Source organism: Sorangium sp. So ce327, from assembly GCF_051530205.1.
Lineage (GTDB): Bacteria > Myxococcota_A > Polyangia > Polyangiales > Polyangiaceae > Sorangium > Sorangium cellulosum_B.
The window spans coordinates 1,291,057-1,311,707 of the sequence record NZ_CP150330.1 but is presented as its reverse complement, the minus strand read 5'-3'; the positions used below and the strand labels follow the sequence as shown (position 1 = coordinate 1,311,707).

The following is a 20,651-nucleotide window of genomic DNA, read 5'->3' as shown; positions in this document are numbered from 1 at the left end:
GATCAGGGCACGAAGACGGTATCGCCGGCCTTGAGCACGAGGTCCTGCTCGGGCCGCTTGCGCGAGGCGATTTCGTCGTAGTTGATGGGGATGTGCCGGAATTTGCCCGGGCTATCCATGCGGATGAGCAGGATCTGATCCGTCGAGGCGAACTGGTTGGGACCGCCGGCGAGCGCGAGCGCCTCGGAGACGGAGACGAAGTAGTTGGAGGCGAAGATGCCGGCGCGCGCGACGTTGCCGCTGACCACGAACCGGTAGCTGTTGATCCCGGTCACGGCGACGGTGATCACGGCCGTCTCGTCCTTCACGAACTCGGAGAGCCGCTTCTTCAGCTCCTCGCGCACCTGGGTCGGGGTCCTTCCGGCCACGTAGACGTCGCCGATGAGCGGCATCGTGATGACGCCATCGGCCCGGACGAGCGCCTCGCTCGACAGGTCGGCCATGCGCCAGACGTTGATCCGGATCTGGTCCCCTACCCCGATCGTGTATTCGTGCTTACGCGGGTCGTACTCCTTCGCGTAGTTCGCGGGGTTGTAGATGTACGTCGGCGCGCACCCGGCGGAGAACGCGGCGAGGGCGAGCCCTGCCGCTGCCGTCAGAAGCACTCCTCGCATGAAGGACCGTTTCGTGGGACGGGCTGTGCCTTCCATGGGCGTCTGCATTGAGGAGGATGTCAGGCGGTACGGGGTTGCGATCACGCGGCGATCAAGGGGCGATCACGGGGCGTTCACAGGGAACGAGGTGAACTCGGCCGTACGGCGGCGCGATTCACCGAGCGGCGCCAGCATTGCAGGAAGGCCGTCCGCCGCCAAGGGGAAGTTTTCGTACCGCGGCAAGACGCGGGATCCTCGCGAGGAACCAACTTGACGGGCCGATGACCTCTCTCGAAAGTCGGCTTTGATGCTGCTTCATCTGCAACGGATCGCGGTCCCCTTCGAGTACCCCGTCTACTTCACGGAGGGCGTCTTTTCGCCGAGCAACGCCGACCTGGCGGCCGCCATCGCCGCGAAGGAGCCGCGCCGGCGTCACCGCGTGCTGCCGGTGATCGACGGCGGCGTCGCCGCGGCGTGGCCGTCTCTGGCGGACGACATCGCGCGGTACGTGGGCGCGCGGCCGGACCTGCTCACGCTCGCGGCCGAGCCGATCGTGGTGCCCGGCGGCGAGGCGGCGAAGAACGACGGCGCGGCGACGGCGGCGCTGCAGGCGAGGCTCGACGCGCTGGGGATGGATCGGCAGTCGTTCGTGATGATCGTCGGAGGCGGCGCGGTGCTCGACATGGTCGGCTACGCGGCGGCGACGGTGCACCGAGGCCTCCGGGTCGTGCGGATCCCGACCACGGTGCTCGCGCAGGCCGATTCCGGGGTCGGCGTGAAGAACGGCGTCAACGCGTTCGGGAAGAAGAACCTGCTCGGCACGTTCGCCCCGCCGTTCGCGGTGCTCATCGATCCGCGCTTTCTGGAGACGCTGCCCTTGCGCGACAAGGTGGCGGGGATGGCGGAGGCGGTGAAGGTCGCGCTGATCCGGGACGCTCGGCTGTTCTCGTGGCTGTCCGAGCACGCGCCCGCGCTCGCGTCGGGGTCGCTCGCGCCGCTCGCGCAGCTCGTGCGCCGCTCGGCGGAGATCCACCTCCACCACATCGCGAGCGCGGGCGACCCGTTCGAGCTCGGGAGCGCGCGGCCCCTCGACTTCGGGCACTGGGCTGCGCACAAGCTGGAGTCGCTCACGAAGCACAGGCTCCGCCACGGCGAGGCGGTCGCGATCGGGATCGCGATCGACACGCTGTACGCCGAGCTGGCCGGCCTGTGCAGCCAGACGACAGCGGCCGCGGTGGTGGCGGCGCTCGAGGCGCTCGGCTTCACGCTGTGGGACGACGCGCTCACGCTGACGCGCACGTGCGAGCGGGGGGAGCGGGGCGAGCGGCTCTGCGTGCTCGATGGGCTGGACGAGTTCCGCGAGCACCTCGGCGGGGAGCTCACGGTGACGTTGCTCGAGGACGTGGGGCGCGCCCGCGAGGTGCACGCGATGGAGGAGCGGCACATCGTCGCGGCGATCGCGCGGCTGCGCGAGCGCGCCGGGAGGCGGGGCGCGCTCGCGGCGATCGGCGCGACGGGAGCGGCGGGCGCGGCCACGGGAGCGACGGGCGTGGCCGCGGCAGCGACGGGCGCGGCCACGGGAGCGGCGGGCGTGGCCACGGGAGCGGCGAGCGCGGTCACGGGAGCGGCGCAATCATGAGGCTCGCGTGCGCGGGCGCGCCGCACCTCACGTACTGCACGAACATCCACGCGGGCGAGACGTGGTCGGAGGTGAAGCAGAGCCTCGAGACGCACCTGCTCGCGATCTGGTCGCGCGCGGCCCGCGGGGAGGAAGGGGCGTTGCACGGAGGAGGCGCCGGAAGCGGCGGAGGCGGCAGCGGGGCGGAGGGCCTCGGGCCGAGCACGCGCCGCCGGTGCGGGGTGGGGCTGCGGCTGTCGGCGAGGGCGGCGGCGGAGCTCGCCGAGCCGGCGGAGCTCGACGCGTTCCGCGATTTTCTCGAGCGGAACGGCCTCTACGTGTTCACGCTGAACGGCTTCCCCTACGGCCGGTTCCACGGCGCGCCGGTGAAGGAGCGCGTGTACCTGCCCGACTGGCTCGACGAGGAGCGGCTCGCGTACAGCGATCTCCTGGCGACGCTCCTCGCCGAGCTGCTGCCGGCGGACGAGGGCCTGATGGGAAGCGTCAGCACGGTGCCCGGCGCGTTCAGGCCGCGGGTGCGCACGCCGGGCGACGCGGAGGCGATGGCGCGGCGGCTGGTCGAGCACGCGGCGCACCTCGTCGAGATCCGCCGCCGCACGGGCAAGCACATCGCGCTGGCCCTCGAGCCGGAGCCGTGCTGCTTCCTCGAGACGACGCCCGAGGCGATCGGCTTCTTCACCGATCACGTGTTCGCGCCGGCGCGCGCGCGCGAGCTGTCGGCGCTGGCCGGGATGAGCCTGCCGGACGCGGAGGAGGCGCTCCGGAGCCACCTCGGCCTCTGCTTCGACGCGTGCCACATGGCGGTGGAGTTCGAGGACGCCCCCGCGTCGCTCGCGGCGCTCCGCGCGGCGGGCATCGGCGTGCACAAGGTGCAGCTCAGCGCCGGGCTACGCGCCCGCGTGGCGGAGCGCGAGCCGGCGACGATGGCGAGGCTGCGCGCGTACGCGGAGGACGTCGTCTACCTGCACCAGGTGGTCGAGCGGCGCGGCGGCCCGGGCGGGGGCGAGCTCGTCCGCTACCTGGATCTGCCCGAGGCGCTGGCGGCGCTCGACCGCGGGACTGCAGCGCCACCCGAGGCGCAGCCGGAGGAGTGGCGAGTCCATTTCCATGTGCCGATCTTCCGGGAGCTCGAGGGCGCGCTCGCGACGACGCAGCCGGAGCTGGCGGCGCTGCTGTCGCACCTGCGAGACTCGCCAGCGACGCAGCACCTCGAGGTGGAGACTTACACCTGGGATGTACTTCCGGAGGACCAGCGCCGAGGCGGGCTGGTCGAGGCGGTGGCGAGGGAGCTCCGCTGGGTGGAGGAGCGGATGGTGGGTAACGGAAGCGTGGGCGCCGGCGAGGGCAGAGGCGTCGGCGAGGGCAAAGGCCTCGGCGCAAGCCGTGGAGTCGGGGGTGGCCGCGAGGCCGGTGGTGGCCGCGAAGTGGGCGCGAGCTCCGCTGGGCGAGCGGACGGCGAAATCGGCGCGAGCTCCGGTGGCCGAGCGGACGACCGACCGGGGGCAGGGCGATGAGCTCGCGCGCACGGGTGTACCTGCGGCTCGGCCGCGTCTCGAACCTGCCCACGGTGTGGACGAACGTGCTCTGTGGCATGGCCCTGTCGGGGTCTGCGCCGCGGGCGCTCGAGGTGGCGCTTGTAGGGTTCGCGGTGTCGCTGATGTACGTGGGCGGCATGTTCCTGAACGACGCGTTCGACCGGGGGATCGACGCGCACGAGCGGCCCGAGCGGCCGATCCCATCCGGGCTTGTGAGCGCCCGCGAGGTGTTCGCGGTCGGCTACGGCCTGCTCGGGGCGGGGGTGCTGATCGTGGGCGGCCACGCCTATGTGGCGAACCGGGGGATGGCGCCCGCCCTGGCGAGCGTGCTGCTCGCCGGGGCGATCGTGCTTTACGATGCCTGGCACAAGGGGAACCCGCTGAGCCCGGCGCTGATGGGGGCGTGCCGCGTGCTGGTCTATGTGACGGCAGCGCTCGCGGCGGGGGGCCAGCTCGGGAGCGCGGTGCTCGCCGGGGGGGTGGCGCTGCTGTTCTATCTGATCGGGCTGACCGCGATCGCGAAGCAGGAGAACCTGCTGGCGGTGCGCAGCCTCTGGGCGCTCGGCTTCATGGCGGTCCCGTTCCTGGCGACGCTCGGCGCGCCGCTCACGGGGATGATGGGGACGATCGCGTACGGGGCGCTCGCTGGCTGCGTGATCCACGCGGTGAGGTTGCTGCGCGGGACGCGAAAGGACCGGATCCCGCGCGCCGTGGTGACGCTCATCGCAGGGATATCGCTGCTGGACGCCGTGCTCATCGCGAGGAGCGGCGCGCCGGGCGCCGGCGGCGCGGCGGCGCTGGCGATACTGGGATTTCCGCTGACGCTGGCGATGCAGCGGGTGGTGAGGGGGACGTGAGGAAGAGGTAAGAAGGAGCCACGCCCTACCTTCCCGACGGAGCATCAGCCCGAGTTTCGGAAGAATACGTGAGTCACAGGAGAGACGCGCACATGTCCACATATCGCCCCCGAATGAAACAGGCCGGTTTTCTGGCGTTCGTCCTCGTCGGGTCCGGGTGCGGGCTCCTCCTCGGGCTTGACGACTTCGAGGACGCTTCCACTTCAGGAAGCCAGAGCTCTGGCGGGAATGGCGGCTCAAATGCGTGCCCCCCTGACACATCGGAGCAATGCTACAGTGGCCCGCCTAGCACCGCGAAGATTGGGCTATGCCGCCCCGGAACCCGGACGTGCGACAGCCAAGGCGAGGCCTGGAGCGCCTGCCAGGACGAGGTGGTGCCCCAACAGGAAAGCTGCGCCTCCACCGAGGACGAGAACTGTGATGGGTTTGACTGTGCGCTGTGGGCTAAGACGTTCGATACACCTAGCAGCGCTGCAAGCATCCACTCGATAGCCTTCGACAGTGAAGAAAACATCATCGCGGCGGGCTCGTTCGCGCGCTCGATACAGTTCGGACCCGAGCCGCTGGTCGGCTCCGACGACGACGACTCTGGCCTAGATGCTTTCATCGTCTCCTTCGATAGCGCCGGAAACCATCGCTGGAGCCGCCAGATCGGCGCCCCGCTGGCCCAGGAAGCGACGTCCGTGGGCGTCGACAACGCGGGCAACGTCATCGTCACAGGGATCAACACCGGCAGCTTGAACCTCGGCGATGACGACGTGGGCCCGGGCATCTTCGTCGCGAAGTTCGACAGCGACGGGAACCACCTGTGGAGCAAGGGCATCGGCGGATCTCCGGCGGGCGATTCCGGCTTCGTGGCAGGTCATCCAAAGGTCAATATCATGCCCGACGGCGACGTGATCCTCGCTGGACACTTCGCTGGCACCCTCCAGTTCGACGATGACCAGTTCACCACCTATCCCGCGGAGGCGTATGACATCTACGTGGCGAGGCTCGACGGAGAGACCGGGGCCAGCAGCGCAGCGGACGGCGGATGGGTCCAGCGATTCAAGAGTCAAGGGGACGACACCTTGACCGGGCTCGCCGTTCACTCGAGCAGCAACATCATCATCACCGGAAATTTCGCTCAGAGGATCGAGTTCGGCTCTCTCTCACCGGCGCTCGACAACGGAATGTTCCTCGTCAATCTGAACAGGGACGGAAGCCCTGCCTGGGCCCGCGGCTTCGCCAATGCTGAGCCGACCGCGCTGAGCGTCGACACGCTCGGCAACATCTCTGTAACAGGCGCCTACGAACATCCCACCGATTTCGGGGGCGGCAGTCTTCCAGAGTGGAGCCAAATGGCGTTTACAGCGCAGTTCAACATCACTGGAAGCCACAAGTGGAGTCGCGGCTTCAGAGGGGACATCACGACGGCGAGCATCAGCACCGATGCGAACAACAATGTCACCGTGCTCGGCAGTGTGGCGTATGAGGTGAGAATCGACGACGGCGAGATACTGTATGTGGAAGAGAAGCCCTCGCCCATAGTCATCAAGCTCGACCCCGAGGGGAGAACGGTCTGGAAAAGATGGTTCCCTCTGAAGCCTTTCGGCGCGGGACCTGCAGGGGCCGCGGAAACACACCTCGGAGGCGGAACCGCCATCGCAGGACGAGGGGTCAACACCTCGGGCCAAAGCACGACCATCGATTTTGGGACCGGCCCGCAACCCATAGTAGACAACTCTCTCTTCATCGCGAAGCTCGGCAAGTGAGCGCCTCGCGATGCCGCACGAGCCGACCGGCAGGCCGCACCCAGGCAGGTCGTGAGCGATCAGTCAAAGATGTGGCTCAGGACGATCTCCTTGATGTCCGCCGCATGAACGCTCCTGTTCGGCAGCAGGGACGCATCGGTCGACGCCACGAGCGGCCCCTCTCCGGCGCTCTCGGTCAAGCGACCGTGAGAGCCCTTCACGAGCGAAGCGTCCAGCGAGATGACATTCATCAGATAGCGGAAACCGAGCTTCTTCTTGAGTAGCCTCCACGCGACGTGGACCGGCGGGAGACGCAGGCCCGCGTCGACGAAGAGCTCCACGGGGTCATAGCCTGGTTTCCTGTGGATATCAACCGTCCTCGCGAACTCGGGGGCCTTGCTGTCATCCGTCCAATAATAGTACGTGAACCATCGGTCCTTCTTGGAGACAGCGACGAGCTCACCTGATCTCGGGTGATCCAGCCCGGCGGCGCGCTTGTCCTCGCCGTCGAGGACGAAGTCCACGCCAGGCAGCTTCACGAGCAGGCTCTTTACCTCGTCGATCCGCTCCGGGCGTCGAACGTAGACGTGCGCAATCTGGTGGTCGGCCACCGCGAACGCCTCGGAGGCTCCCGGATCCAGCTTCTCCAGGCCACGCTCGACGCGCACGCGAATGAGCCCTTGCTCCCGCAGTGCCCGGTTGATGTGCACAGCGCCGGTCACAGCCGTAATGCCATACTCGGAGAGCACCAGCACCCGCGCCCCGTCCTTGCGCACGTGCTCGATGAGCTCCCCGCAAACGGCATCCACCGCTCTGAGATCCTTCTCGATGGCTGGGTCGCCCGGGCCGAGGCGTTGCAGGTTGTAGTCGAGGTGCGGCAGATAGACCAACGTCAACGTGGGACGACGCGTGTCGTACACATGGCGCGCGCACCGCGCGATCCACTCTGTCGACCGGATGTCCGCGTTCGGCCCCCAGAAATGGAAGAGAGGGAACTCGCCCAGCCGGTGCACAAGCTCATCGCGCAATGAGGAAGGCTCGGTGTAGATATCGGGTAACTTGAGCCCGTCCGCCCAGTAGATCGGCCTCGGCGTCACTGCATAATCCGCCGAGCTGTACATATTGTACCACCAGAACAGCTTGGCACAGGTGAACGCCGAATCGCGCCGGCGCGCAGCCTCCCAGATCTTGTCACCCGTTACGAGCTGGTTCGCCTGGCGCCACAAGTTCACCTCGGCGATGTCGCGAAAATACCAGCCGTTCGCCACAGCGCCGTGCCCGCTGGGGGGGAGCCCTGTCGTGAAGGTCGACTGGACCGTGCACGTGACCGCTGGTAGCACGGTCTGCAGAGGGCGCATGGCGCCCTCCTGAGCGAGGCGCTTCAGGTTCGGCGTGGCCTCGCCGAGGAGCTCCCCGGTGAGCCCGACGACGTTGAGAACGACGGTGCGGTGCATGCGTGTGCCCGATCAGCGCTGCACGACAGGGGCCTGCCCGCGCAAGACTGAATTGCCCTCGAAGAGGGTGCGCTGGTCCACCGCGGGCGCCTCGCCGAGCTCCGCGAGGTCGAGCCGGCCGCTCTGGGCAAAGAATGCGAGCGGATTCTTCCAGACGATGCGCTCGATCACCTCATCCGCAATCCCATTCTCACGCATCCGGGCCGCCGTCTTCGGCACTTTCAGGGGATCGCTCACGCCCCAGTCCGCGGCGCTGTTGATCAGCATCCGCTCCGCACCGTATTTCTTGACCAGCGCGACCATCCGGTCTTCGTCCATCTTGGTGTTCGGGTAGATGGAGTGACCCGCCCAGCAGCCCGACGCGAGCACGAGCGGCAGCGTCTCCTCGTTATTGTGATCGATGAGCACGCGCTCCTCGGGGAACCGAAGCTCTCGCACCGCGGCGAGCGTCCGCTCGGTTCCCCGCTTCTTGTCACGGTGCGGCGTGTGTACGAGGATGGGAAGTTCGTGCTCCCTCGCGAGCTCGACCTGCAGGGCGAAGTACTTCTCTTCCTCGGGCGTCATGTCGTCAAACCCGATCTCGCCGACAGCGACCACGCCCTCCTTGTCGAGGTAACGCGGCAGTAGATCGATGACACCTTGCGCCACGCGAGGGTTATTGGCCTCCTTCGGATTGAGCGCCAGAGTACACAAGTGACGGATGCCGAACTGGCTGGCCCGAAAGCGCTCCCAGCCGAGCAGGGACGCGAAGTAGTCCTCGAACGAGCCGACGTGCGTCCTCGGCTGACCGAGCCAGAACGCCGGCTCGAGGACGGCCACGATGCCGGCCGCGGCCATCGCCTGGTAGTCGTCCGTCGTCCGCGATGTCATGTGGATGTGGGGATCGAATAGCTTCAAGAGTCCCTCCGCAGCGCGCCGCTTCACTCGGGGATCCGCGTCGCGCGCTCGCGCTCATGGTCCAGGGAGAGCAAGCCTATGTCGACCGGGATGCCCCGGCCAGCCGCCCTCCGTTCGCTAGCGAAGTCCTCCGCCATCCTGGCGAGCTCGCCCGATCGCCGCCGGTCGAGCCCGATGATCCGGGCGAGCGCCACGCCCATGAACATGGCCTTGAGGACCATCTGGTTGAAGTTGAGATCGGGAAAATTGGCAGCCGGGTAGGGATTCTCGCAGGCGATCGCTTCGAAGATGGGCAGCTCGTTCGTTCGGCACGCCTCGACCGCGAGCGGAACGAAGCGCTCCGCCTCGGTCAAGAGCGGCAGTGCCCGCAAGAGCGCCTGCCGCTCCCGGCCATCTCCCTGCTCATAACAAACACGGAGCAGCGATTCGAGCCGCGGTGCGGGCAGGCGCCTCGAAACCTGCGCCAGCATCGTTATCCGGCCGAGCTCATCCAGCGCCCGGCCATCGACCACCCCGGCGACGCCGGCAGCCTCCAGAGCATCCCGCTCGTCGGGGTGAAGCTCGATCTGCCCCCTACCGAGCACGCGTACCGCCGCAGTGAACGTCGCGAGGAAGCGGTCGAGATCGAACCACGTCGACGACTCGCTCTCCCGCGCGTCGGGCGTGCCGCCGAGACCCGCACCGGCCCCGGTCGCCCGTTCGAAGCGCTCCAACCAGGAGCGCGCCGCCGACGGAATCCGGCGCGATAGAATTCCAAACAGCAGTAGGGAAGCGTCTTGCATTGTAGTCATGCCCGCCGGTCTGGGCGCCTGCCGCAAGATGCCGACGTCGCCGAGCGGTGGAAAGTTATACCAAGGGGCGCGCTGTTCGGATAGTGTCCTACTGCATGATGGACCAGAAGCGTTTCCTTTTTCCTTTTATGCCCATCGCAGCCGCCCTTTTCGGGCTCGGCTTCACCCTGAATGGCTGCGGCGGTAGCGAGAGCGGCGCAGGCGGAGGAGGCGGGGGAGGATCCGGTCCCGGTACAACGGGCTCCGGCGGCGGCACCTCGACCGGCGCCCCCACAAGCAGCGGAACCGGCTCGGACACCAGCGGCAGCGGCAGCGGCAGCGGCAGCGGCAGCACCAGCGGCCCGGGCACGACCACGAGCAGCGGAGCCGGAGCCGGCCCTGCGACCAGCGCCGGCTCCGGCGCCGGCGGGAGCGGGACGATCGAGTGCGACGAGCCGGGTGGGACGGTGCCGCCGCTCAAGCTGACGGAAGTCGTACGTGGTCTGCATCAGCCCCTCTTCGTGACGAGCGAGCCGAAGGACGCCAGCCGGCTGTATGTGCTGGAGCAAGGTGGAACGATCCGCCTCGTCACCGGCGGCGTACTGCAGAGCACTCCATTCCTTGATATCACCGACGACGTCCAGCAGGTCGAGTGGCAAGCCGACGAGCGTGGACTCCTGGGGTTTGCGTTTCACCCTGACTATGCGACCAACGGCCGGTTCTTCCTCTACTTCAACACGACGAACAACTTGCTGGTTCTTCGAGAGTACAGGCGTTCAGAGAGCAACCCGGACCGAGCCGCCCCGCAGGCGCAAAACGAGCTTCTCTCGATACGGGTGCTGCGAAAGAACCATAACGGCGGCATGGTCGCCTTCGGGCCCGACGGCATGCTCTACGTCGGCGTCGGCGATGGTGGCAGCGAAGGCGACACGCAGGACCCGGACAAGAACGGTCAGAATATCGACGTGAAGTACGGCAAGATCCTACGGATCAACGTCGACACATATCCGACTCCCCCCGCCGGAAACCTCGCCGGTGGAGATCCGGACATCTGGGACTACGGCCTCCGCAATCCATGGCGGTTCAGCTTTGATAGCTGCAATGGTGACCTCTACATCGGCGACGTGGGGGCGAAATCGGTCGAAGAGATCAACGTCGAGCCACGCGGCCAAGGGCACAAGAACTACGGATGGAGCATTTTCGAGGGGAGCGGCTGCTACCCGCCGAGCCAGACGAACTGCCAACTCGCAGGTCACACACCGCCTGTCGCGGTGCATGGGCACGGCACCGGCGACGGGTCAATCACTGGAGGGTATGTGTACCGCGGCAGCAGGATCCCCGCGCTGCGTGGCACTTACATCTATGGCGATTTCTCCTCCAACCGCATTCATAGCTTCGTCTGGAAGAACGGCAGCAAGCTGGGAGAGAGGCCTCTCACGACTGATCTCGAGAGCGCGGATACGCTGCAAGCGCTCGCGTCCTTCGGAGAGGACGCCGCCGGGGAGCTCTACGTGGTTGACTATGGAGTCGACGGTAGCGGACGGCTGTTCCGCATCGATCCTGAATGATCAGGGCGTAGCGCCAGGGTCACTCCGCCAGCGCGGAGAGGGTGGTAGCTGAGGCATTTCGGACAGAGCACATCGAGCAGAGAAACCAGGTGAGAAAGAGGACGGGATCGATGCTGAGCACACGGGGGAACACCACTGCTTGGGGGCTGCTCCTCGCGCTCGGGCTGCTGAGCCGAGACGCTGCCGGTGGGATCGACGATCTCAAGGGGACCAAGCCCGGAGATCTGCCGAACAACGGAGACTTCTTCTCCGCCGAGGCATGCACCGGCTGCCACCGGGCCTTACCTAATACAGATCCACCACAGTCTAAGGACTACATGCCGTCCGATACATGGGCAGGCACCATGATGGCCAATGCGTGGCGCGATCCCGTCTTCATCGCTGCCCTCACCATCGCCAACCAGGACGCGCCCGGAGTTGGCACGTTTTGCATTCGCTGCCACTCCCCTATCGGCTTCGTACGCGGGCGTGCGACGCCTCCGGACGGGTCGGCGTTCGACCCCGATACGAGCCTGGAGGGTATCGTCGACGGCCAGGGGGTCGGGTGCGATGTGTGTCATCGAGCAACGACATCGCCCGCCCCCAACGATCCATACATCCTGGGCAACGCGCAGCTCGTATTTGGCTACGAGATTGACCCGGAGGAGCAAAAGCTAGTCAAATACGGCCCTTACGAGAACGTGATCTCTGAGCACCACGGCGGACAGGAGGCTCCCAGCCTCTCGACCTCCCGCTTTTGTGGTCAATGCCACCAGGTCACGAATCCGGAAGTGATGCTCCGAGACGCGAACGGCGCTCCGACGGACATCGAATTTCCGCTCGATACGACCTTCGAAGAGTGGGCATCCAGCGACTTCCGCGACGGCGGGACGAACGCACAGAGCTGCGTTGACTGCCATATGCGCAAGAAGCTCGGGGAGTGGTCCGTCGCCAAATTCGGGCCTCCCCGCACCGACCCGCGCGACCACCTCATCGTCGGCGGCAACCACTGGGGCATCCAAGCCGTCATGGCGGCCGACCCGACGCTCGCGGCGGAGCGCGCTGATTCCTTCGAGCGCGCGCTCAAAGGCACCCTCGAGAGCCTCGCCTCGGCCGCCTCGGTCACGCTCGTCGACGCCCCGCAGGAGGCCGCGCCAGGAGAGGAGATCGCCGTCACCGTCCGGGTCGAGAACCTCACCGGTCACAAGTTCCCGACAGGCTATGCGGAGAGCCGGCGCGCCTGGATCGCCGTGTTCCTCGTCGACGAGAACGGCGTCGAACGACCGCTGCTCGGCGGCTACGACGCAGACACGGGCGAGATCCAGCACGAGCCGCCCACCCACGAGTACCGCGCCGTGCACGGGCGCTGGGACGGCGAGGCGGGCGTGGGCGAGAAGGAGGAGCACCTCGCGCTCCACGACATGATCATCTCCGATACGCGCATCCCGCCGAAGGGCTTCGTCCCGTCGCGGACCACCCAGCCGACGCAGGAGATCGACTTCACCGATGGGAACGGCGGATACCGCAACTACGACGAGGCGCGCTTCACGCTCACCGTCCCGGCCAACGCCTTCGGCAGGCAGACGCTCTCGGCGCGCGTGTACTACCAATCGATGACGAAGGAGTACATCGAGTTCCTGCAGTCCGAGAACCGCACGGACAGCACAGGAGACGACCTCCGGGCCATCTACGAGGAGACCGGCGAGGCGCCGCCCATCCTCGTCGCGGCCGATGACGCGGAAGCGCCGCTCGATCTGGGAGAGCCGCCCGTCAACGCCAGCAGCAGCAACGGAGCCGGCGCCGGCGGCAGCGGCGCCGGCGGCAACGGCACCGGCGGCAACGGCACCGGCGGCAACGGCACCGGCGGCAGCATCAGCGGCTCCAGCGACGACGGCGGGTGCGGCTGCCGGATGCCCGGCAACGCCCCCGACGGGTGGCTCCCCGCGGGCCTCGCGGGGCTCGCCCTCGCCGCCGCAGCCAGGCGCCGGCGCACCCACCGGCGGCATTGAGCGTCGCTCCACCACGAACCGCCGCAAGCGCGCGTCGCTGCGGGGCGGACGATCTTCGATCGGCTCCGTCCCGCCGTTTCACCTGGAGACGGCCCCTTTTTCGCTCGCATCGCCCCCCCGGCGCCTTCATAGAGTGAGCTCACCCAGCGCCTCACGGCGAGCCTCGCCTTGCCCATCTCCCGCCTCGTCGATCCCCTGCTCGTGCTCCTCGTCGCCGCGGGCGTCGGCCTCGCGCTCTCCGGCGGCGACTGGAGCTTCCGAACACGCGGGGCGAAGATCGGGCGGGCGCTCGCGTGGAGCGCCTGGCTCGCGCTGTGGCTCCTCTCCACGCCCTGGCTCTCCAGCACGCTCGCACGCCGGATCAGCACGGTGCCGAGGGACCTGCACGCGGAGCTCGCCGGGAGCTCACCCGAGCGGCGGGTCCTCGTCATCCTCACCGCCGGCATCGACGCCGATGAGTTCGGCGAGCCAGCCATGGAACGGCAGTCGGCGGCAGGCCTCGAGCGCGGCCTCGCCGCCGTGCGGGTCTACCGCGAGTACGGCTTCGGCCACGTCATCGTCTCGGGGAAGGACGTCCGAGGCGCGCCCACCCAGCTCGCCAGCGCGATGGCCGATCTCCTCGTGGAGCTCGGCGTTCCCAGGAAGAAGATCATCCTGGAGACCGAGTCGCGCGATACCCGAGAGAACGCCCTCCACTCCACGCGGATCGCCCGCGGCCTGTCGGCCGACGCCGTCGTGGTCGTGACCAGCGCGCTCCACATGCCGCGCTCCCTCCGCATGTTCGAGCGCGCAGGGCTCGACGTCCTCCCCGCGCCGGTCAGGTTCCAGTCGCTGCCGCCCGAGGGGCTAGAGCGGCTGCTGCCGGAGTCGCTCTCCCTCAGGCGGTCGCAGCGCGCCGTTCACGAGCTCGTGGGTCTCCTGGAGCCGTAGCCCCGGCGCGCCCCGCGCTACCAGGTGACCTTCTGCGAGCCTCGGAGGTAGCGCCAGAGGCCGACCACCGCCGCCGCGTTCAGGACCACGAACGTCCGCGCGAGCGCGCCGAGCTTGCCCGCAGCGCCCCCGAGCACCGCGAGCAGGTAGAAGGCCACCTGCCCGCCGAACAGCGCGCGCGCCGCGTAGAGCGTCCACGAGGCGTCGCCGCTCATCTCGGCGCCCATCCACGCGACCGTCGACGTGATCAGCAGCGCGACGAGCGCCCAGGGGCACACGAGGCGGAGCAGCTTGTGCGAGAAGATCTCGAACCAGGACGGGTTCCTGAACGGGACGAGGAGCGCCGGGAGCAGCGAAAAGAGCTGATAATTGCCGGCCAGCGTGCGCACCTTGCGGCCGAACTCGCGCTCGTCGCCGAACGCGTCGTCGTACGCGATCGCGTCGGGAGCAAACAGGATCGAACGCCCCTCGAGGCGGAGCCGCATCGGCACCCACATGTCGTCGAGGATGACGCCCTCCGGGAGATGGCTCATGTCGGCGCGGCGGATCGCATAGATGGGACCGGTCACGCCCACCATGCTCCTGAACCGCCCTTCCTGGAGGCGAATCCAGTTCTCGTAACGCCAGTAAGCCCCCGACCCCGCCGATCCCTTCAGCACCAGGTTGCCAGAGACACAGCCCGCGTTCGGATCGGCCAGGAGCCGCACGAGCGCGCGCAACGCCCCGGGCACGAGCGGCTGGCGGATGTCCGTCATCAACAGCACCTCGCCCGTCGCGACCCCGAGCATCGTGTTCACGCCGATCGGCTTGCCACGACGCGCCTCGCTGACGATCACCTTCACTCGAGGATCGCGCTCGGCCAGCTGTCGCGCCACGAGCACGGTGTCGTCCGTCGAGCCGTCCGAGAAGAGCAGGACCTCCAGCTTGTCCTTCGGATAGTCGAGCGCGAGCAGGCTCTCGACCTTCGCCGGGAGATACGACACCGCGTTGAAGACGGGAATGCACGCCGTCACCGTGGGGACGTAGTCCGGATCCTCCTTCCGCTGCGCAGGCCAGAGGCGCGCCAGGATGCCGATAACGATCGGGTACCCGAAGTAGGTGTACACGAGCACCGCGACGGCCAGAAAGGAGGCAATGACCACGCTAAACTGTAGAGCGCCGGTCGGGGGCGCTTGTCAACCGACATGGATGGGCCACGCCGCGACACGGCCGTTCACGTTGCGCGCGTTGCACGGCACGCGCACGGCACGCGCACGCCGCGCCGCCCGCGATCAGTTCCGCACCTTCACGCTCCGGATGATGTCCCCATCCGCGAGCGCAGCCCACGGCCCGGCGGCGACGCCGACGGCCGCGTACTGGCCGTCGAGGTGCGGCGCGCGCGCGTGCATCACGAAGAGCTGGCTCGATCCGGTGTCGCGACCGGCGAGCGCGACGCCGACCCGGAGCGGCTCGAACGCGACCGGCGACGTCTCGCAGCGCAGCGCCGGCCGGCCGGGCGGACCTCCGGCGCCGTCGCCGAACGGCGCGCCGAACTGGGTGACGAAGCCGGGCACCACGCGATGGACGATCTTGCCGTCGTAATAGCCGGAGCGCGCGAGATCGACGAAGCGGGTCACCGCGACCGGCGCGAGCGCAGGGTCGAGCGTCATCGTGAGCTCGCCGGCGTCCGTGTCGAAGATCAGCACCGCCGGCGCGCGCACGAGCGCGGAGGCCTCGGCCGGCACCTCGCCGACCGGCGGCGCGACGGCCGGCCGCCCCGCCGCGCCCGCGTCCCCCGGCAGACCGGCGTCGCACGCGACCTTGCGGCCCCTGAGCACGCCGAGCGCCGTCCCGGCGCGCGCCCGCGTCGTGGGATAGCTCGACCGGCAGAGCTGCTCCAGGCGAGCCTCCGCCGGCTTGAACGCCAGCGCCCCCACCGCGTCGACGACCGCGCCGATCAGCTCCGGATCGTCGCGCGCGCCTGGGCGGTCGAGGATCGCGAGCAGCGCGGCCTCGATCGCCGGCGATGTGACCGCTGCGGAAGCGTCCTTCTCGTCGCTCCGCTTCCTGCGCTTCCGCTTCCCCGGCGCCTCCGACGCGCGCTGGGGCTGCCGCGCGATGACCTCCGCCGCGGCGGCGACGAGGCCCGGCTCCTCCGCGGCGAGCGCCTTCGCGAGCAGGTCGGGTGCGCCGGCGATCTCCTCGTGCGCGGCGATGAGCTCGATCGCGGCCTCCCGCGCGCGCAGATCGCCCGACGCGGCGTACGCGCGGAACGCGGCGAGCCGCGCGCCCGTGATGGCGTCGCGGCCGATCACCTCGACGACCGCCCGAGCGCCGATCGGGCCGCGCACCGGCGCGCCTGCGTCCGGCTTGCTCCCGGGCTCCGCCGGCGCCGTGACGTCACAGCCGAGCAGCAGCGGCTCGCGGTAGTCCCCGCCCGCGAGGAGCCGGGCCGCGCCGCAGCGGAGCCACGCGACACGGCGGAGGATCGCCGCGGGCGCGCTCGGCGGCGGCGGCAGGGCGGCGAGATCGCGGAGCGCCTTGCGCGCGGCGCCCGCAGATCCGAGCGCGTCGAGCGCGGTGAGCAGCACGCCGAAGTCCTCGCTCACGAGGCCCGTGAGCGCGATCGGGTCCGCGCTCGGGGCGAGCGCGGCGACCGCGTCGGCGAGGGCGCGCTGGCCGGGCGGGCCGAGCCGCTTGAGGGCGCGCGCGGCCTCGGCGCGCTCGCTCGCGGTGAACACCCCCTTCGCGGAGAGGACGCGCGCGAGCTCGGAGGCGGCCGCCTCCCCTGCCCGGCCGAGCGCGCGCACCGCGAAGAGCCGCGCGTCGGAGGCCTCCGCGAGCCGCGCGGTCGCGACGTCGCGGATGCGGGGGATGACCGTGAGCGGGACGTGCTCGAGGCGCCCGATCGGGTAGAGCGCCTCGGGGACCGGCGGGCTCGCCGCGCTCCCCGAGGCGAGGTTGAGCAGCGCGACGAGCGTCTCCTCGCGCAGCTTGAGCTTGATCGCGGCGAGATCGCCGAGCGCATACGCCGCGTGGATCGCGCGCTCGCGCGGGCCGTCGAGCCACGCGACCAGCGTCGGCTCCGACGCCTCCGCGCCGCACCGCCCGATGGCGCGGGCGAGCGCGCCGCCCGCATCGAGCGGCGGCGCAGCCGCAGCGGCGCCGCCGCTCGGCGCCGCCGCGGACGCAGCGGACGCAGCGGCGGTCGCCGCGCCCGCGGGGCTCGGGCGGGCGTCGCGGGCGAGGGCGCGCGCGACGAGCGCCGAGACCGCCTCGGTCTCGCGCTCCTTGCACGAGAACCCGAGGCCGTAGGCGGCCCACGCGACCACCTCGTCGTCCTCGTCGGCGAGCGCCCGCGCGAGCCCAGGCCACGCCGCGTCTCCGCCGATGCGCGCGAGGGCCCGCGCGGCGGCGCGCCGCACGCCGACGTCGCGGCTCTGCTGGTCCGCGGGGCTCACCTCCAGGGCGGCGCGGCGCTGCTCGGCCGCGAGGAGGGCGTCGAGCCTCCCCGCCGCCCCGGCGCTGGCGGCCGGCGCCGCCGCGGAGCTCCCGGCGTCGGGCGCAGGGCCCGGCGCCGGCTGCCCGGTGCAGGCGGACAGGGAGAAGAGCAGCGTGAAGACGAGGAGCGGAGAGGAGCGCCTTCTCGGCATGATCACGGTTCACCCTGACGAGCGGTGTCGAGCAGCCAGGCGGCGCTCTCGCTGAGGATCCGCTGGCGGCGCATCGCGCGCGCGTCGAGCCACATCGAGACCACCTCGTGACCGCGCTGCCATGCGCGCGCAACCACCGGCTCGCCCACGCGCGACGCCGGCAGCCCGCAAGCATCGATCCCGACGTCGTGGAAGTTCTGGAGAGCCCTGGCCATGTGCCAGGAGCAGGTGACGATCGCCGCGCGCCGCGCGCCCACGCGGCGCAGGAGCGCCGCGCTGAAGATCGCGTTCTCGTGCGTCGTCAGCGACCAGAGATCCTGCAGGATCGCGTGCGCCGGCACGCCGGCGCGCCGCAGCTCGGCGGCGAGCACGCGCGCCTCGACCTGCGCTCCCCAGCGGCGCCCGCCGCTGGCGATCACCCACGGCGCGACCCCGTCGCGGTAGGCCTCCGCGGCGCGCGCCGCGCGGCGCGCGCCGGGGGCCGCCGGGCGCCCGGAGGGAAACACCCTGCAGCCGAGGACGACGATGGCGTCCGCGTGGAGCGGCATGCGACCGACCATAGCCCATCGGCCGCGGCCTTCGCGTGCCCGCTGCGCGCGATCGTCCTGCCCTCCCGCCGCCGCCCGCGGGCCGTGCCGCTCCGATGCCTGCGCCGCACGCAGGCCGACCTGGGGCCGCCACCTGCGCCCCCGCCCCGCCGCCCGCGCCTCTGCCCCCGCCGCCCGCGCCCCCGCCGCCGCGCGCTCCCGCCCCCCCAGCGGCAGGCCGCGCCGGCCGCTGGGCCCGCAACCTATCCCCTGACTACATTGGCGCCTTGGCCCTGCTCCCCCGGCCAGGTCTCCACGTCTGCGACCTTCCTTGCTCCCGGTGCACCAGGCGGCTTGACGCTGCCCGCGCTCGGAATCTAATAGCTCTACCTTGAAACGGGCGGGGTTCAGCGAGCGAGGCAGGATGCGGATCAAGATGTGGGGGGTTCGCGGAAGCATCCCCACGCCCGGTGCAGGCACGGTCGAAGTAGGCGGCAACACGAGCTGCTATGAGATTCGTGCCGGCGAAACGCTGGTCATCCTCGATGGCGGGACGGGGCTCCGTCTCCTCGGCCAGGAGCTGGTCAAGGAGATGCCCTTCGAAGCCTGGATGTTCTTCAGTCATGTGCACTGGGATCACATCCAGGGCTTCCCGTTCTTCACGCCCGCGTTCGTGCGCGGGAACAAGATCCATCTCTACGGTGGCCTCAACGTCTCCCGGACGCTCGAGGAGACGCTGGCCGGGCAGATGGACTACCCGAGCTTCCCGGTGCACCTCACGGAGATGGGCGCGGCGATGACCTTCCGCGACCTCTACGAGGGCGAGGTGGTCACGATCGGCCCGAACGACGATGTGCGCGTGACCAACGCGCGCGGCAACCACCCGAACGGCGTGTACGCGTACCGCGTCGAGCACGAGGGCAAGGTCGTCGTGTACATCACCGACTCCGAGCACTACGCGATCGTGGATCCGAAGCTGAAGAAGCTCGCGATGGGCGCCGACGTGCTGATCTTCGACGCCATGTACACGCCCGAAGAGTACGCGGGCGAGGTCGGCGGCGGCCCGAAGACGGGCTGGGGTCACGCCACGTTCGTCGCGGGCTGCGAGCTCGCGAAGGCGGCGGGCGCCAAGCAGCTCGTCCTGCACCACCACGATCCCAACCAGACCGACGCGATGGTGCGCGAGAAGGAAATGCGCGCCCGCGAGCTCTTCCCGAACACCATCGCCGCGCGCGAAGGCACGGTCATCGAGATCTAGCGCGCCGCCTCGCCAGGCTCGCAGCGCGCCCAAATCGCCGCGCGTCGCCACCGACGACGCGCGACATCCCCAGCAGTACCACCGCGGCGTTCTCCCGCGCCAGCCGCTCCCTCACCGCAGCGTCGGCGCGTGGCTCTCCCGCACAGGAGACGGGCCCAGATCGGCGTTTTCGGCGCGGAGGCGCACTCCAGTGCGCTGAGCACCGAAAACGTCGAGGTGGGCCCGTATCCGAAGCGGGAGAGCCACGCGCCTAGGCGCTCTTCGCCATGGGCTCGCGGGTGATCTCCTCGATGCGCGCGCGCATCCGCTTCTTGGCGCGCTCCTCGATCTGCCGCACGCGCTCCTTGCTGACGCCGAAGTCGGCGCCGAGCTGCTCGAGCGTCACGGGGCTGTCCGTCAGCCAGCGCTGGTGCATGATGGAGCGCTCGCGGGGCGACAGCTCGTTCACGACCTGGAGCAGCGCGCGCGAGAGCTGCGCGCGCTCGTCGGCGTCGCAGGCCTCGTCCTCCGGCGTGTGCGCGCTCGACGCGAGCCGCTCCACCGGAGCTACGCCGTCCTCGGTCGGAGAGCGCTCCAGACTGACGTCGCGCGCCATGAGCAGCGGCAGCAGCTCGGCCGCCCGCTCCTCCGACAGGCCGCTCAGCTCCGCGAGCACCGCCGGGTCCTTCTCGTGCGTCTTGCGGTAGATGCGCAGCGCGCGCCGCTCGCTCTTCGACGACCCGAGGCGCACGATCCGGTACCCCCGCGCCACGTGCTCGCGGATCTCCGCGCGGATCCAGTAGGCCGCGTACGTCGCCAGGCGGCAGCCGCGGTCCGGATCGAAGCGCTCCGCGGCCTTCAGGAGGCCGATGTTCCCCTCCTGCACGATGTCCTCCATCGGCAGGCCCCAGCGGCGGTACTCGAGAGCGATCGTCATCACGAACGGCAGACACGCCTCGATGAGGCGCCGGCCAGCGTCCCGGTCACCAGCTCGCCAGCGGAACGCGAGCTCTCGCTCGGCCTCCGGGCTCAGGGTGGCGTAGTTCGCGAGCTCTGTACGATAAGCCGAGAATGCCGCACGATCCCAGGTGGCGCTCATGATCTCTCCGCTCTCCACCGCGCGCGCCGATCAAGAAGGGCTTGCGAGCCCCTGCGGGCCGGCGGGCGGCACCGGGGCAGATGCAGGCGTGATGCCGGGATTGACCCTAGGAAATCGCCTTTTTTTGCGCTGGAATGCGCAACGTGTTCGGATCCCTCGACGGAAGCGAAAGCTTTGCGGGAAAGCGGAGGA

16 protein-coding genes are annotated in these 20,651 nt (G+C 69.6%); 8 read left to right on the top strand and 8 right to left on the bottom strand.

What is annotated here, in order from left to right:
* Positions 1 to 2: 2 nt before the first annotated feature.
* Complete coding sequence (locus WME95_RS04825) at positions 3 to 614, bottom strand: polysaccharide biosynthesis/export family protein (protein WP_437549740.1); 612 nt, start codon at positions 612 to 614, stop codon at positions 3 to 5.
* Between the two features lie 283 nt (positions 615 to 897).
* Here WME95_RS04825 and WME95_RS04820 point away from each other — a divergent pair, with 283 nt between their 5' ends.
* From WME95_RS04820 to WME95_RS04805, 4 genes are all read left to right on the top strand, one after another.
* Positions 898 to 2,232: a 3-dehydroquinate synthase gene (locus WME95_RS04820; protein ID WP_437907216.1), complete on the top strand. Its 1,335-nt coding sequence runs from the start codon at positions 898 to 900 to the stop codon at positions 2,230 to 2,232.
* Positions 2,229 to 3,746, top strand: coding sequence for a metabolite traffic protein EboE (gene eboE, locus WME95_RS04815; RefSeq protein ID WP_437907215.1), 1,518 nt, complete (start codon positions 2,229 to 2,231; stop codon positions 3,744 to 3,746). Before WME95_RS04820 ends, eboE begins: the two co-directional genes overlap by 4 nt.
* On the top strand, positions 3,743 to 4,624 hold the full coding sequence (locus WME95_RS04810) for a UbiA family prenyltransferase (RefSeq protein ID WP_437907214.1): 882 nt from the start codon (positions 3,743 to 3,745) through the stop codon (positions 4,622 to 4,624). The genes eboE and WME95_RS04810 overlap by 4 nt, the downstream gene beginning before the upstream one ends.
* A gap of 374 nt (positions 4,625 to 4,998) precedes the next feature.
* Entirely contained in the window at positions 4,999 to 6,378 is a 1,380-nt protein-coding gene (locus WME95_RS04805) for a hypothetical protein (RefSeq protein ID WP_437907213.1), read from the top strand.
* Between the two features lie 59 nt (positions 6,379 to 6,437).
* On the opposite strand, the gene WME95_RS04800 is transcribed toward WME95_RS04805, so the two are convergent.
* From WME95_RS04800 to WME95_RS04790, 3 genes are read right to left on the bottom strand one after another with little or no spacing between them, the layout of a single operon-like run.
* The gene (locus WME95_RS04800; protein WP_437907212.1) at positions 6,438 to 7,811 is read right to left on the bottom strand and encodes an alkaline phosphatase family protein; all 1,374 of its coding nucleotides are present in this window, start codon (positions 7,809 to 7,811) and stop codon (positions 6,438 to 6,440) included.
* A gap of 12 nt (positions 7,812 to 7,823) precedes the next feature.
* Positions 7,824 to 8,708, bottom strand: coding sequence for a TatD family hydrolase (locus WME95_RS04795; RefSeq protein ID WP_437907211.1), 885 nt, complete (start codon positions 8,706 to 8,708; stop codon positions 7,824 to 7,826).
* A 23-nt stretch (positions 8,709 to 8,731) separates the two neighbouring features.
* Positions 8,732 to 9,526 (bottom strand): EboA domain-containing protein, encoded by a 795-nt coding sequence (locus WME95_RS04790; RefSeq protein ID WP_437907210.1) that lies wholly within the window; start codon positions 9,524 to 9,526, stop codon positions 8,732 to 8,734.
* 68 nt (positions 9,527 to 9,594) lie between these two features.
* On the opposite strand from WME95_RS04790, the gene WME95_RS04785 reads away from it, so the two are divergent.
* The 3 genes from WME95_RS04785 to WME95_RS04775 all read left to right on the top strand — a co-directional run bounded on the left by WME95_RS04785 (position 9,595) and on the right by WME95_RS04775 (position 13,964).
* Complete coding sequence (locus tag WME95_RS04785) at positions 9,595 to 11,046, top strand: PQQ-dependent sugar dehydrogenase (RefSeq protein ID WP_437907209.1); 1,452 nt, start codon at positions 9,595 to 9,597, stop codon at positions 11,044 to 11,046.
* 110 nt (positions 11,047 to 11,156) lie between these two features.
* The gene (locus tag WME95_RS04780; protein WP_437907208.1) at positions 11,157 to 13,034 is read left to right on the top strand and encodes an MYXO-CTERM sorting domain-containing protein; all 1,878 of its coding nucleotides are present in this window, start codon (positions 11,157 to 11,159) and stop codon (positions 13,032 to 13,034) included.
* Between the two features lie 168 nt (positions 13,035 to 13,202).
* Complete coding sequence (locus WME95_RS04775) at positions 13,203 to 13,964, top strand: YdcF family protein (protein ID WP_437549730.1); 762 nt, start codon at positions 13,203 to 13,205, stop codon at positions 13,962 to 13,964.
* Positions 13,965 to 13,981: 17 nt separating this feature from the next.
* On the opposite strand, the gene WME95_RS04770 is transcribed toward WME95_RS04775, so the two are convergent.
* The 3 genes from WME95_RS04770 to WME95_RS04760 form a co-directional block, all read right to left on the bottom strand.
* Positions 13,982 to 15,106, bottom strand: a complete 1,125-nt coding sequence (locus WME95_RS04770; protein ID WP_437549729.1) for a glycosyltransferase family 2 protein — start codon at positions 15,104 to 15,106, stop codon at positions 13,982 to 13,984.
* 129 nt (positions 15,107 to 15,235) lie between these two features.
* On the bottom strand, positions 15,236 to 17,596 hold the full coding sequence (locus WME95_RS04765; RefSeq protein ID WP_437907207.1) for a peptidylprolyl isomerase: 2,361 nt from the start codon (positions 17,594 to 17,596) through the stop codon (positions 15,236 to 15,238).
* Positions 17,597 to 17,598: 2 nt separating this feature from the next.
* Complete coding sequence (locus WME95_RS04760; RefSeq protein ID WP_437549727.1) at positions 17,599 to 18,144, bottom strand: YdcF family protein; 546 nt, start codon at positions 18,142 to 18,144, stop codon at positions 17,599 to 17,601.
* 415 nt (positions 18,145 to 18,559) lie between these two features.
* Between WME95_RS04760 and WME95_RS04755 the strand changes: the two genes are divergently transcribed.
* Positions 18,560 to 19,381 carry an MBL fold metallo-hydrolase gene (locus WME95_RS04755; RefSeq protein ID WP_236644465.1) on the top strand — a complete coding sequence of 274 codons (822 nt, stop codon included), beginning with the start codon at positions 18,560 to 18,562 and terminating at the stop codon, positions 19,379 to 19,381.
* Between the two features lie 250 nt (positions 19,382 to 19,631).
* Here the strand turns inward: WME95_RS04755 and WME95_RS04750 are convergent, their stop codons facing one another.
* Complete coding sequence (locus WME95_RS04750) at positions 19,632 to 20,459, bottom strand: sigma-70 family RNA polymerase sigma factor (RefSeq protein ID WP_437549726.1); 828 nt, start codon at positions 20,457 to 20,459, stop codon at positions 19,632 to 19,634.
* Positions 20,460 to 20,651: the final 192 nt, after the last annotated feature.

Bases quoted from the DNA above. Each gene is read 5' to 3' on its own strand.
- WME95_RS04755 (WP_236644465.1), top strand. From the start codon at position 18,560: ATGTGGGGGGTTCGCGGAAGCATCCCCACGCCCGGTGCAGGCACGGTC.
- WME95_RS04810 (WP_437907214.1), top strand. From the start codon at position 3,743: ATGAGCTCGCGCGCACGGGTGTACCTGCGGCTCGGCCGCGTCTCGAAC.
- WME95_RS04765 (WP_437907207.1), bottom strand. From the start codon at position 17,596: ATGCCGAGAAGGCGCTCCTCTCCGCTCCTCGTCTTCACGCTGCTCTTC.
- WME95_RS04760 (WP_437549727.1), bottom strand. From the start codon at position 18,144: ATGCCGCTCCACGCGGACGCCATCGTCGTCCTCGGCTGCAGGGTGTTT.
- eboE (WP_437907215.1), top strand. From the start codon at position 2,229: ATGAGGCTCGCGTGCGCGGGCGCGCCGCACCTCACGTACTGCACGAAC.
- WME95_RS04825 (WP_437549740.1), bottom strand. From the start codon at position 614: ATGCGAGGAGTGCTTCTGACGGCAGCGGCAGGGCTCGCCCTCGCCGCG.
- WME95_RS04780 (WP_437907208.1), top strand. From the start codon at position 11,157: ATGCTGAGCACACGGGGGAACACCACTGCTTGGGGGCTGCTCCTCGCG.
- WME95_RS04750 (WP_437549726.1), bottom strand. From the start codon at position 20,459: ATGAGCGCCACCTGGGATCGTGCGGCATTCTCGGCTTATCGTACAGAG.
- WME95_RS04785 (WP_437907209.1), top strand. From the start codon at position 9,595: ATGATGGACCAGAAGCGTTTCCTTTTTCCTTTTATGCCCATCGCAGCC.
- WME95_RS04800 (WP_437907212.1), bottom strand. From the start codon at position 7,811: ATGCACCGCACCGTCGTTCTCAACGTCGTCGGGCTCACCGGGGAGCTC.